Consider the following 12780-nt stretch of genomic DNA (forward strand, 5'->3'; position numbering starts at 1 on the left):
CCCAATCAATTTTATCCATCACGGACGCCTGCAAGGGTCTCCCCGAGTTCCGTCTTCTCCCCAAGAATACCATCCCTTTCCGGTTTTACGTCCAAGATCACCGGCCTTCACTTTACGCCGAAGCAATTGTGGAGGAAAAAATCTGTCATCTCGCGAATCCTCGTAAATGGCGGTCAGCGCCCCGCAGGAAACATCGAGACCAACTATGTCGCCTGTTTCAAATGGACCCATTTTTCTTCCAAAAGCCAGCCGCACACCTTTATCAATATCCTCCACATTCCCAACGCCGGACTCCACAAGCCGAATCGCCTCAACGTATCCTACAAGGTTGATGCGGTTGAGGAGAAAACCTGGGACGTCACGTTCAACCGTAATGGGTTCCATGCCCAATTGCCTGACAAATGCCGTCGCCCTGTCAACGCTCCCTGGAGAAGTCTGCATTCCCCTGACCACTTCTACTGCCTTCATCATAGGAACAGGGTTGAAAAAATGGAGTCCAACCACTCGTTGAGGAGCCTGAGTAACAGCGGCAAGGTCCGTCACCGGGATTGCCGACGTGTTACTTGCCAATAGCGCTCCCGGTTTTGCCAATGAATCGAGTTCCTCAATTACACCCTGTTTGACGCGAAGATCCTCAAACACAGCTTCAATTATCAGATCAGCCTCCGACACGCCGGAGAGTTCGGTGTCGGTCCGAATGCGACACATTATCGTGTCCGTGTCTTCAGTCAACCTGCCCTTTTCCACGAACTTGCCCACCGACCATTTTATGGCGTTGATGGCCTTCCTTAACGCCGGCGCGTGAACGTCATTCAAGATAACTTGTCGCCCAGCCTGAGCGCAGACCTGAGCGATGCCTCTACCCATAACTCCCGCCCCTATCACTGCCACCATTTTGACAGGCGCCATTTAACCCCTCCTGCTCGACGATATTGCTTCTTTACGATAACACAATATGTCTAGCGTACTCCCTGGCAATCCAACAAGCGCTTTGCGATTGAAGCAGGTTCCTTTTCATTCTGAAGGGGTCTACTATTAAGTAAAACATCTCAATCACAAACAATTACAGGAGACAACTTTCTTGCCGTTGTGGTTTTTTATAGCTCTGGGTTGCGCATTTTTCACGTCTCTTGTATCGACTCACCTTTTTCTTCTTCATAGGGGCAGTCTTCATGGCTCTTCAGGAGGTAACCCACTTCGTTTCTATAAGCATGGCCCCTGTCGCTTACATGATATCTGTAAAGCGGCTAAGCATGATAATTGGCGTAATTTTCGGGTGGGGGTTCTTTGACGAGGAGAATGTCGTTAATCGATTGGCGGGCGTAGCTATAATGCTGCTTGGGGTGATTATAATATACGGATTTCAGGATTCCGGCGTATTGCGATAATGGAACCGATCTCTCCAGATTATCCTTCCCCTCTGTATGGTAACAAATTACTAAGTCTTTCTTTCAGGAAAGTGTAGCGATTTTGGGGCTTGTCGTTTTTCACGGCTATTGCCATCGCTTTTTTGGATCCCACCACGATGACCAGCTTCCTGCCTCTTGTGATTGCCGTATACAAAAGGTTCCTTTGCAACAGAACATAGTGCTGGGTCAACAGAGGTATCACAACACAAGGATATTCCGAGCCTTGAGATTTGTGGACGGATACGGCGTACGCCAACACTATTTCGTCCAGGTCAGGGTAATCGTAAGATACTGCCCGTCCGTCGAAGAGAATAGTGACTTCCTGATTTTCCCTGTCAATCCTGGAAATTCGGCCAATGTCCCCGTTGTATACGTCCTTGTCGTAGTTGTTCCTGATCTGCATCACCTTGTCATTGATTCGGAAACTCCGCCCCCCCCTCATTACACCCTCTTCACCGGGATTGAGGGCCTTTTGAAGTTCCAGATTGAGGTTAGAAGCTCCGACGGTCCCTCTATTCATCGGTGTAAGAATTTGAACATCGTCTATTGGGTCAAATCCAAACGCCTTTTGAATCCTCTCGCAAACAAGTTTGAGAATGGTAGCCAACGCTTCTTCAGGTTCGTTCTTCTCTATGAAATAAAAATCACTCCAACCCTCAGTTGAGGCCTCGAGCCGGGGAATGACACCGCTGTTTATCAGGTGGGCATTGACGATGATAGAACTGTCTTGAGCCTGACGGAAAATTTCAACAAGTCTAACCACGGGGACAGCTCCGGATTCTATTATATCTTGCAGCACATTCCCGGGACCTACCGATGGAAGTTGATTTACGTCCCCTATCAAGATCAGTGTTGAATGCAACGGCACGGCCTTTAAAAGGTTGTACATGAGCACGGTGTCAATCATGGAGGCTTCGTCGATTATTAGTAAATCGCACACCAACGGATGCTTGTCATCTCTTTGAAAGCCCCCTTTGTTTGGGCTAAACTCAAGCATTCTATGAATGGTCTTTGCCTCACGGCCGGTAGCCTCACTCATCCTTTTCGCCGCCCTGCCTGTGGGAGCCGCCAGGAGGATCTCAACCGAAAGTCGTTCAAAAATAGCCAATATGGCTTTGATTATAGTGGTCTTCCCTGTCCCCGGTCCACCAGTAATTACCATGATCTTGCTGTCAAGAGCTGACTTGACCGCTTCAATCTGATTCATGGCAAGGGACATGGAAATCTCCCTTTCCACCCATTCAACAGCTTTTTCGGTGTCTACCTTCCTTCTGGAATATGGCGCTCTGGTAAGAGTTTTCACCCTTGACGCCACACCGGTTTCACACATGTAAAATGTCGAAAGATATACAGCCAAAGTATCTTGGCCCGACAGGCTCTCGATCACTATCCTCTTATCCGAGGATAGACTCTCCAGCGCCTTTGTAATAGCATTCTGATCAACTTCCAGAATTTCCACGCACTTTTCCAGAAGAGGCACAAGGGGATAATACACATGTCCCTCCTCAGCAACTTGACTCAGGACGTAAATGGCCCCCGCTTGCACACGCACCGCGGAATCTTTCTGAAATCCGAGATTCTGGGCTATCCTGTCAGCAGTAACAAACCCTATTCCAAAGATGTCCATTGCCAGGCGATAAGGGTTTTCCTCGACTACCCCGATGGACTTGTTTCCGTATTGTTTGTATATCTTTGCCGCATATCCAGCGCTTACACCATGGCCCTGCAAAAATACCATGACTTCACGTACGTGCTTTTGATCTTCCCACGCCCTGCGAATCATGCTTAGACGTTTCTCCCCGATGCCTTCGACCTCAGAGAGACGGCCTGTCGACTCGTCAATAATTACCAGTGTATCTTCACCGAAAAGCTTGACTATCCTTTTGGCCATGATTGGCCCGATTCCCTTGACTAACCCGGAACCAAGATATTTTTCTATTCCAGTGACGGTAGCTGGAACCAGCGTCTTATACTGAATGACCTTGAACTGTTCACCAAATTGAGGATGATTGGTCCACTCTCCGGTCGCATTTATAACTTGGCCGGGCAATGGAGCCATAAGATTTCCCACCAACGTGACAAGCTCCCGATATCCCGGGACCTTGAGCCGAAGTATGGTGAATCCATTGTCCTCATTGTGGAAGGTGATTCGCTCTATCTGGCCTTGAACACTTGAAACCATCAAACAGAATCCTAAAAGTAGAACATGAAATCAGAAAAAATTATTAGGAATTGAGTTAGCAGAGCCAATTGGTTATGGCAACTATAAAAAAGTGATTGTAGGATAGGCTAAAGGGGGGATAAAAATCATTTAATGACCCGACGGAAATGTATATCTGTTTTTGTGTGTCCGGGCTCAAAGAAAGTTTAGGGACTGATGACCAAAGCTCATAGAATAGAAATAAGAACTCCATTCGCTCTCGATAGGGTCAACTGCTACTATATCCACGACTCAACTCCTACCCTCATCGACGCAGGAGTCAACACGGATGAATCATTCGAAGCCGTTGAGTCAGGAATCAAAAAGGCGGGCGGCACAGTTGAAGGACTAAAGAGGATAATCTTGACTCACGCCCATTCAGACCATATCGGTCTGGTTCCAAGAATCGTCAGTCTCAGCGGCGCCGAGGTGTACATACACTCGTGGGACGCGGAAAAAATGAACCATCGGGGCGAGGATGGCTTTTTGAAACGGAGCGAAAAGTTTGGGGAATTTTTTATCGAAGCTGGTGTGCCTCGAATTATATTGGAAGAGACTCTGAAGTTCATATCTGAGCGGTTTAAGAGATTTTATCTGGGTTTTTCAGGAGTCAAGCCGCTCGATGGTGGGAAAATCTTCTCTTTTGATGATTGTCGCCTTGAGGTTATCCATACGCCCGGGCACACCCCTGGTTCCATTTGTCTCCTTGACAGAGAATATGGCGCTTTCTTTTCAGGGGATAGCCTTCTGGAGAAGATAACTTCCAACCCCGTTGTAGAATTAGACTCACAGGGAGAAAACGACAGCTATAGGAGCCTGGAGAGATACATAGAATCCCTGGGCGCCATTGAGGCGTTGCCTATCACGAAGGTGTTCCCGGGACACGGTAAACCGTTTCTGAACCATCGCAAAAGGGTCAAAGAACTGTACGCCCATCATTCAGAACGTATGGACAAGATCCTGGACATTCTAGGAGTAAATGAACCGTACTCCAAGCCGTTGATTCGGATGACACCTTACGAAATGACAATAAAGGTGTTCCATTCGCTGGAAGGAATAGAGCTGTTTCTTGGACTCTCTGAAGTCTACGGGCACATGCAGGTTCTGGAAAAAAGGGGCTTGATTTCCACTGTCAAACAAGACTCAATAAGGGTTTACATGTTGAAGACGTGACTGGTGAAACAGATTTTGTAACCTGCAGTTACAGGAGAGCGATCAATATTGACATTTATCCGGAAGATGACGCATTTAAGGCGCATGGCCGGACGGGCCACAACGCACAGTCCTCCAACCAGTGTCATTCAGCGACTAGCCCATAATACCAGGAGACAATCATGCAGGAATTCCGTATTGAGACAGATAGCCTTGGGCAGGTGAAAGTCCCAGCCGACAAACTTTGGGGGGCTCAGACCCAGCGTTCCCTCGAACACTTCAGCATCGGCGATGACCTGATGCCACGTGAAATGGTGGGCGCTTACGCTGTCCTTAAAAAAGCCGCTGCATTGGCCAATCACAGAGGCGCCAGACTGACCACGGCGCAAATGGATCTCATTGCCCAGACCTGCGATGAAATTCTGGTTGGACAACATAATGATCAATTTCCTCTTCATGTGTGGATGAGCGGCAGCGGAACCGATTTCAACATGAACGTTAACGAGGTTATTGCTAACAGGTGCTGTCAAATTGCAGGGACCCCTTTAGGCAGCAAGAAACCGTTGCATCCCAACGATCATGTTAACATGTCCCAATCCACAAATGACACTTTCCCGTCTTCAATGTCCATTTCAGCCGCTGTCGGTGTTCAGCGCAACCTGATTCCGACTGTTATGGCGCTCCGTGATGCGATTGCCGCCAAAGCCGAACAATGGAAGGACATAGTCAAAATAGGCCGCACGCACATGCAGGACGCTACACCTCTGACTCTCGGCCAGGAGTGGCATGGGTATGTAGGGATGCTGGATGAGGCCCTACGCCACATCAAGGATAGCCTGAAAGGCGTGTACCTATTGGCCCTTGGTGGCACCGCAGTGGGAACTGGACTCAACGCAGCCCCTGGATTTGCAAAGGACGCCTGCGCTGAGATCGCCCGCTTAACCGATTTGCCCTTTGTCAACGCGCCTAACAAATTTGCCGTTCAGGGCGCTCATGACTCACTGGTGATGCTTTCCGGGGCCCTACGATCCCTGGCCGTTTCACTTTACAAGATAGCCAACGACATCAGGCTTTTAAGTTGCGGGCCTCGCTGTGGTTTTCATGAATTAAAGATACCTGAGAATGAACCCGGATCCTCGATCATGCCGGGTAAAGTTAATCCCACACAGTGTGAAGCGCTCTCGATGATAGCCGTTCAAGTCATGGCTAACGATGTGGCGGTAGGTTTCGGAGGGGCTTCTGGATATCTGGAAATGAACGTCTACAAACCGTTGATTATCTCCAACATAATGAAGTCGATTCGTATCCTTACCGACGGGTGCAACAACTTTAATATTTTTCTCATTCAAGGCACAGAGCCGAATCTCAAACAAATAAGCCGCTTTCTGGAAGCTTCATTGATGCTTGTCACAGCTCTTTCTCCGGAGATAGGGTACGACAAAGCGTCAGAGATCGCTCGCTACGCCGATGACCACGACTTGACACTGAAGGAGGCGGGATTGGAGCTTGGCTATATAAGCGCGGAGGATTACGATCGAATAGTTGATCCTAAAAAGATGGTCCATCCATACGTCGCTGATTGACGACTTTCCGCCGACTCTTGATTAATTACCAGAGGCTCTGGTAATCGCCCAATTGCCTGACAAACCTCAATGAGGACAAACTTCGTCAGTAAAGCTGAGGACCATATTATGAGAAAACCCTTAATTGCGCTGGCGCTGTGGGCGCTAATTTCCCTGTTACTAGGTGGTACAGCTCTCGCTGATTCCGCAATTCATCCTCTTGATCCCGTAGACATCTCAAGCCCAAGGGCCACGCTGGAATCTTTTATACAAAACTCCCATAAAGCCGCATCCGCCTATATGGCAGGGGATTTTCAGGAAACCAAGGTTTACGTAAAACGGCTTTTACAATGCCTCAATCTTGACGAAGAATTACCTGATCTCAGGGAGGCGATTGGATTTGAGAGCATGCTGTATTTAGCGGAAATCCTCCATCGTATCGAAATACCTCCTTACGATGACATTCCAGACCAAAAAGCTGTCCAGGACCAAAAAATAACCAGTTGGACCATACCTTATACCCCTATCACCATTGGCCTTGTCAAAGATCAGTCCCCCGTGAAAAGGTTCCGTTTCACTCCTGATACTTTGAAAACAGCGCCAGAGCTTTACCGCAAAGTTGAGGGGCTTCCATATTTGTGGGGAACCGAAGGTATGGGGGCGTACAAAGAACTTACTTCCCACGGGGGGCTTTTCATAACTAGGAAATTTATTAATTACCTTCCCGGTTGGGCCATGACCCATTTTTTCGGGCTGCGTTTTTGGCAGTGGGCGGGTTTGGCGCTATTCATTCTGGGCAGCGCTCTGTCGACCCTACTAGCCTACATATATGGAAGAAAGGCACTTGAGGCATTAGACAGGCGAATGGGGTCGAGTCTAAAACATAGTGTGGGAGGATTAATTTTACCTCTAGGTCTGATATCTTTCTCCAAGATTGGTCTATGGTTTATTGTCTACGAACTGCATATTTTCAATGCCGAGATCTATTTGCCGATAGCGTTGGCTCTTTTGCTTTTTCTTTATCTCGGTGGAATCTGGTTTGTAGGCGCCGTGCTCCACAGAATTGCATCAGTGGTAATTTTCTTGGGCGGTTTCGCCAAAGAGGGCATGGACACTCAGCTCATACGGCTAGGATTTCAAATCCTGGCGTCAATCATTATAGCCATTTTGGCTATAGATTTCGGGGCCAGGTTAGGCCTTCCCACGTATTCCATGGTCACCGGCCTTGGAATCGGCGGCCTTGCTGTCGCTCTGGCCGGACGGGAAGCGTTGTCCAATCTCATCGGAACTATCATGATAATTCTGGATCGGCCATTTAAGCCAGGTGATTACATTGTAGTCGGTGACGGTGAACATGGCACTGTTTCCGAGGTCGGCTTCAGGAGCACACGCATCCGCACAAGAGATGGGATTCTCATATCAATTCCGAATTCGATTGTCGCTAATATGAAGATAGTGAACTGGAGCGCTCCGGTCACTGTGTCCAGAGTTCATGTCCCTGTTGGCGTAGCCTACGGTTCAGATCCAAAAGAAGTGGAAGAAGCTTTACTGGCTGTCGCTTCCAAAAGTGAACATGTTACATCCTTTCCTCCGCCATCAATAAGGTTCTTGGGATTCGGAGATTCATCGCTGAACTTTTCTTTACTCTGCTGGATAGAACTACCGGAGTTCAGGGGACGCGCTCTGTCTCAGTTAAATTGGGGCATCTGTGAGGAATTCCAGAGGAGAGGAATCACCATGCCCTTCCCTCAACGAGATATTCACGTTGTCACGAGTTGACAATCATTCCTGATATTGTAAACGGAGAAAGAATTGGTCAAGAAAATCAGGGACAGTTTCTTCATCCGCTCGTTGATGAAATAGCGCATCTAACAACTAAACAAGCAGATACTTTCTCATCACCTCTTCGTTCTCACGTAATTCCTGAATCGTCCCCTGGTACCGGATGACGCCATTGTCCAGGATATAGCCTCGATCACTCAGACTCAGGGCGGTCTTTTGGTTCTGTTCGGCTAATAAGATGGTGAGACCGGCCTTCTTCAAGGCCATTATGTGCTGTTCCAGCATTCCTACAAGTATCGGAGCCAAACCCTCAGTGGGTTCATCCAACAGCAACAATTCCGGGTTGGTAACCAGGGCTCTACCGATGGTCAGCATTTGCTGCTCTCCACCGCTTAAAAAGCCGGCTTTTCTGGATCTGATGTGTTTAAGAGCCGGGAAAAAGTCATACACTCTGTGTCGATCCCATGAATCCGCTTTATCGACCGGCCTTTCCGATATCTCAAGGTTTTCCTCAACAGTGAGATCGAAAAAAACCCGCCTGTCGTCTGGAACAAAGCCCATTCCCATCCTTGCGATCTGATATGGCTTTTTCCCGGTTATGTCTTTGCCTTTGAATTGGATTGCGCCTTGTTGCGGGGGATTTATGCCCATGACACTCTTCATGGTTGTGCTCTTACCCGCCCCATTGCGCCCGAGCAGGCAGACTATTTCTCCCTGGGAAACAGTTAGGGAAACCCCAAACAGTATGTGACTCAACCCATAGAAAGTATGAATCTCTCTTACATCGAGCATCAACGGGCCCCCCCGAGATAAGCTTCTTTCACCCGCTCGTTCTCCCTGACCAGAGATGGAACGTCCTGGACAAGTGATATGCCTTGTTGCATTACCATAATACGGTTTGCGAAGGAAAAAACGAGTTCAATATCGTGCTCGCAGAAAAGAATTGTTAATCCTAAATCTGAATTCAGATGTTCCAGCAACTTTATCGTGCCTGCCGTCTCTTCCGGAGACATTCCGGCCGTAGGCTCATCCAGAATTAGCAGATCAGGATTGGCCCCCAATGCGATCGCTATTTCAAGAACCTTCTGCTCGCCATGGGACAATGTACCACTTACCCTTGAGCCGATTCCGTTCAAACCGACACTACTTAATATCTTTTCAGTTTCTGATATAGCGACTCTTCCAGCCGGAGTGACTAAATCAAATCCCCGTTTCAAGCGTGAGAGCACGGAAACCTGAACATTTTCAAAAACCGTCAACCGGCTGAAGATGTTGACAATCTGAAAAGACATACTCAAGCCGCGCCTGCAAACCCGATAAGGAGACAATCCCCCGATATCTTGTCCATTGAAAACGATACGACCTTTGTCGGGTTTAAGATAGCCGGAAATAAGTTTGAACAAAGTGCTCTTGCCGGCTCCATTCGGCCCAATAACAGCGACTATTTCACCTTTTTTAACTTCCAGTTCGGCTTTCTTAACGGCCTGAAAAGGACCAAAAGATTTCTGAACGTCTCTAACGCTCAACATTCATCTACCCTCTCCAGTTGAGCTAACGTGACTCTTGAAAAAACGTTGAAGGTAACCAAGCGCTCCTTCTGGAAGAAAAAAAATCAGAAGCATAAGAATTATAGCGAGAACCATGGTCCAGTACTGAGTATAGATGCCTACGATGGTCCTCAAGCATACAATTATAGAGGCTCCCAGCATTGGCCCAAAAAAACTGAACCACCCGCCGAGAAGACACATGATTATGAGTTCGAGGGACAAGGTCCAAGAAAGGAGATCTGGAAAGGCTGATCCTTCAACCGCTACAAAGAGCGCTCCAGCCACTCCGGCGAAAAAACCCGCTATCATCTGTGTCACGAGTTGATGATAGTGGACCTGAACGCCTATGCCTTCACTTCGCTCCGGGTTGTCTCGAATGGCCTGGAGAATCATTCCAAAGGGAGAATTCAGAATCATGTACATCACGGCCATGCACAGAACTGAAACAATAAGAGTCAAGTAGTAGGATCCGGTTACAGAGCTTATCAACTCAGGAACAGGAACCCCGTGAAGTCCATCGTCCCCTCCTGTGAAGGAGTACCATCTAAAGATGACTATCCAGACCAATGATCCGAGTGATAGTTGAAGCATTCCAAAATACAGTTTGGAAAGTCGGACGCAGATAACCCCCATGATCAACGCAAGAAACGACGAAACTAATGGTCCTGCAATAAAACCCACTAATGGCGGCAAAGACGTCTTCATCAGGAAAAGTGATACCGTATAGGCCCCCACGCCATAAAACACGGCGTGATGGAATTGATACATGCCTCCGAAACCAAGAGCCATGTTTAGACTGGTGGCCAACAAGCCGGTTAGAAGCATTAGGGCGAGCAAATAGTTGAAAAAACGAGGCAACACAAGAGGAGCTACTGAGAGCGCTACTATCAGGGATAAAGCCAAGACCGCCAATTTTATTCTGCTAAATCCGCCCGACACGCTCTTGCAACCTCCCTACCACGTTGCTCTCAGCAGTCCTTTAGGACGAAAGATTAGAACAATCACGACCACGGCGTAAGGGAAAACGATTGAGAATTGAGGCCAAACAAGTATTCCCATAGAATCCGTCAACCCAAAGATCAATGCTCCGAGCAGCGCCCCCCAGACGTTGCCCAAGCCCCCGATAATCACGATAAGAAACGCTTCCATGATTATTGTATGGTCCATACCCTGGTTGATATTCTGGGTCGGAGCCACTAGAGCTCCACCCAAGCCTGCCAGACAACAACCTATTACAAATACGGAAGCAAAAACCCAACTAACGTTTATCCCTACAGCGCTCACCATATCTCGGTCAACCGCCGCCGCTCTTGCAATTTTTCCTATCTTGGTTCGCTGAGTCAGGTACCAGAGCCCAAAAGCGACCAAAGGGCCTAAACTGAGCATAAACAGATTGTATTTCGGGAACGGCATACCGAGGATGGGTAATGAGCCCTGCAAAATCTCCGGAGGGCTCATGGATCTATATTCCGACCCCCACACTAATTTTACAAGGTCACGGAACAGGAGCATTAAGGCAAAGGTAAAAAGGAGCAACATGAGATGCTCTCTGTCATAAAGATGACAGAAAAGGCCCCGTTCCGCAACAAGGCTAATCAGGGCCACACCTATCGGGGCAAGAATTAGCGCCAGCCAGAACCCAGTGGCGCCGGGGCCGAGGACATAAGCGATCGAGTAACACAGAAAAGCCCCAATCATGTACAGAGAGCCGTGCGCCACATTCGGGATCCTAAGCACACCAAGAACCAGGCTCAGCCCCGAGGACACGATGAAAAGAATGGTTGAACGGCTCAATCCCACAATAAATTGTTGAACCAAGCCATTCAGCGTGATTGTTGATAAATCCATGCTCGTTGTTTCAGATCACTATTTGTGTTCTCTAGCCTTTTTTATGTCTTCAATTGAAGGCATGAGTTCCGCCGCCGGGATAGTCATTATATCCGTGGCGATCAGGAAGTCATAACCGGGGCCCTTCTTGGTGACCCCCATAAACATTGGCAGCATCAACTGATTGTCAAATTGCCTTACGGTAAGCTTTCCAACTGGACTATCAATGGTCAGTCCTGAGAGGGCTTCAGCGAATTTCTCCGGGTCAACTTTTCCCGCCTTCTCATACGCCTTGGCGATGAAATTGGCGGTGTACCATCCGATCAAGCTCCCGAATGAAGGATAACGATTATAAGCACCCCTGAACTCGTCGACGAAAACCTTATTTTCAGGCGTTTCAGGGTAGTAAAAATAATAATTGGCTGTTCCGATAACACCTTCAGGAGCGTCAAGTCCCAATGGTCTCAAAGTGGACAATTCGGTGGCCGTATGCATATAAATAGGCACTTTCTCATTGAAACCCGTGTTCTTTGCAGCCTTCAGAAATGGTATGCAACCCGCCCCTCCGGTAGCCACGATGACCGCATCCGGTTTAGCTGAAAGGATAGAAGTTATATAGGGCGTGAAATCCGGCTCACCTACCTTCCACCAAGACTGGCCCATCAACTGGACATCCGGCTTCATTTTTTTTAGGTGGTTCCAGACTCCATCAGCTATGGCGTGCCCATATTCGTAATCGTCACCAGCAATCCAGTATTTTACAAACGGACGCTTTGATAAACCGATGGCGGCTGCCTTTCCGATCATTTCAGTGTTTTCATTCATTGAAAAAACATACTTGTGGCCTTTGGCCCCTGTAATATTAGAGCTTTTTCCGTAAGTCACCAAAAAGGGTATCTTTTCTTTCTTGGCAAGATCTGAAACCGCCAGAGAAACTGCGCTATTAATTGTTCCCATCAGCAGATTGACATTTTCACGCATTATCAGTTCCTTAGCCTGTGTCAGCCCCAGATCAACCTTGAATTTGTCATCCCTGGTGACAAAGCTAATTTTTTTGCCGAGGACACCGCCACTAGCGTTTATTTTGTTTAACGCAAGTTTGAATCCATCCAGAACGTCCAATGCGTATGAACTCGGAGGCCCACTATAGGTGTCGATAATCCCGATCTTGATGTCATCCGCGGCTGGACTTAAACTGCCGAAGGCAAGCAAGCCCACAATTACGCACATTAAAGTGAATACTGAAACAATACTTCTCATAACAAACCTCCCTGTTTTTCAAGTTCCCGGCAAAAACTGCG

The 12780-nt window shown here is 48.0% G+C and carries 11 protein-coding genes; 4 read left to right on the forward strand and 7 right to left on the reverse strand.

What is annotated here, in order from left to right:
* Nucleotides 1-18: 18 nt before the first annotated feature.
* Nucleotides 19-909 carry a 3-hydroxyacyl-CoA dehydrogenase family protein gene (locus WC647_05280; protein ID MFA6221707.1) on the reverse strand — a complete coding sequence of 297 codons (891 nt, stop codon included), beginning with the start codon at nt 907-909 and terminating at the stop codon, nt 19-21.
* A gap of 263 nt (nt 910-1172) precedes the next feature.
* Here WC647_05280 and WC647_05285 point away from each other — a divergent pair, with 263 nt between their 5' ends.
* Nucleotides 1173-1388 carry a hypothetical protein gene (locus WC647_05285; protein MFA6221708.1) on the forward strand — a complete coding sequence of 72 codons (216 nt, stop codon included), beginning with the start codon at nt 1173-1175 and terminating at the stop codon, nt 1386-1388.
* Nucleotides 1389-1407: 19 nt separating this feature from the next.
* Here WC647_05285 and WC647_05290 read toward each other — a convergent pair whose 3' ends face one another.
* Nucleotides 1408-3591, reverse strand: a complete 2184-nt coding sequence (locus WC647_05290; GenBank protein MFA6221709.1) for an ATP-dependent RecD-like DNA helicase — start codon at nt 3589-3591, stop codon at nt 1408-1410.
* Between the two features lie 195 nt (nt 3592-3786).
* Between WC647_05290 and WC647_05295 the strand changes: the two genes are divergently transcribed.
* The 3 genes from WC647_05295 (at nt 3787) to WC647_05305 (ending at nt 8102) form a co-directional block, all read left to right on the forward strand.
* Nucleotides 3787-4782, forward strand: coding sequence for an MBL fold metallo-hydrolase (locus WC647_05295; protein MFA6221710.1), 996 nt, complete (start codon nt 3787-3789; stop codon nt 4780-4782).
* Between the two features lie 161 nt (nt 4783-4943).
* Complete coding sequence (fumC, locus tag WC647_05300; protein ID MFA6221711.1) at nt 4944-6344, forward strand: class II fumarate hydratase; 1401 nt, start codon at nt 4944-4946, stop codon at nt 6342-6344.
* 108 nt (nt 6345-6452) lie between these two features.
* Complete coding sequence (locus WC647_05305) at nt 6453-8102, forward strand: mechanosensitive ion channel family protein (protein ID MFA6221712.1); 1650 nt, start codon at nt 6453-6455, stop codon at nt 8100-8102.
* 96 nt (nt 8103-8198) lie between these two features.
* Here the strand turns inward: WC647_05305 and WC647_05310 are convergent, their stop codons facing one another.
* From WC647_05310 to WC647_05330, 5 genes are read right to left on the reverse strand one after another with little or no spacing between them, the layout of a single operon-like run.
* Entirely contained in the window at nt 8199-8897 is a 699-nt protein-coding gene (locus WC647_05310; protein MFA6221713.1) for an ABC transporter ATP-binding protein, read from the reverse strand.
* Nucleotides 8897-9634 (reverse strand): ABC transporter ATP-binding protein, encoded by a 738-nt coding sequence (locus tag WC647_05315; GenBank protein ID MFA6221714.1) that lies wholly within the window; start codon nt 9632-9634, stop codon nt 8897-8899. The genes WC647_05310 and WC647_05315 overlap by 1 nt, the downstream gene beginning before the upstream one ends.
* The gene (locus tag WC647_05320; protein MFA6221715.1) at nt 9635-10591 is read right to left on the reverse strand and encodes a branched-chain amino acid ABC transporter permease; all 957 of its coding nucleotides are present in this window, start codon (nt 10589-10591) and stop codon (nt 9635-9637) included.
* Nucleotides 10592-10606: 15 nt separating this feature from the next.
* Nucleotides 10607-11500 carry a branched-chain amino acid ABC transporter permease gene (locus WC647_05325; GenBank protein ID MFA6221716.1) on the reverse strand — a complete coding sequence of 298 codons (894 nt, stop codon included), beginning with the start codon at nt 11498-11500 and terminating at the stop codon, nt 10607-10609.
* A gap of 18 nt (nt 11501-11518) precedes the next feature.
* A complete protein-coding gene (locus WC647_05330) occupies nt 11519-12739 on the reverse strand; it encodes an ABC transporter substrate-binding protein (GenBank protein MFA6221717.1) in 1221 nt (406 codons plus the stop codon).
* Between the last annotated feature and the right edge of the window lie 41 nt (nt 12740-12780).

It is taken from the genome of Desulfomonilaceae bacterium (assembly GCA_041662605.1).
Classification (GTDB): domain Bacteria; phylum Desulfobacterota; class Desulfomonilia; order Desulfomonilales; family Desulfomonilaceae; genus CAJBEZ01.

Bases quoted from the DNA above. Each gene is read 5' to 3' on its own strand.
- WC647_05325 (MFA6221716.1), bottom strand. From the start codon at position 11,500: ATGGATTTATCAACAATCACGCTGAATGGCTTGGTTCAACAATTTATT.
- WC647_05285 (MFA6221708.1), top strand. From the start codon at position 1,173: ATGGCTCTTCAGGAGGTAACCCACTTCGTTTCTATAAGCATGGCCCCT.
- WC647_05310 (MFA6221713.1), bottom strand. From the start codon at position 8,897: ATGCTCGATGTAAGAGAGATTCATACTTTCTATGGGTTGAGTCACATA.
- fumC (MFA6221711.1), top strand. From the start codon at position 4,944: ATGCAGGAATTCCGTATTGAGACAGATAGCCTTGGGCAGGTGAAAGTC.
- WC647_05315 (MFA6221714.1), bottom strand. From the start codon at position 9,634: ATGTTGAGCGTTAGAGACGTTCAGAAATCTTTTGGTCCTTTTCAGGCC.
- WC647_05295 (MFA6221710.1), top strand. From the start codon at position 3,787: ATGACCAAAGCTCATAGAATAGAAATAAGAACTCCATTCGCTCTCGAT.
- WC647_05305 (MFA6221712.1), top strand. From the start codon at position 6,453: ATGAGAAAACCCTTAATTGCGCTGGCGCTGTGGGCGCTAATTTCCCTG.
- WC647_05330 (MFA6221717.1), bottom strand. From the start codon at position 12,739: ATGAGAAGTATTGTTTCAGTATTCACTTTAATGTGCGTAATTGTGGGC.
- WC647_05280 (MFA6221707.1), bottom strand. From the start codon at position 909: ATGGCGCCTGTCAAAATGGTGGCAGTGATAGGGGCGGGAGTTATGGGT.
- WC647_05290 (MFA6221709.1), bottom strand. From the start codon at position 3,591: ATGGTTTCAAGTGTTCAAGGCCAGATAGAGCGAATCACCTTCCACAAT.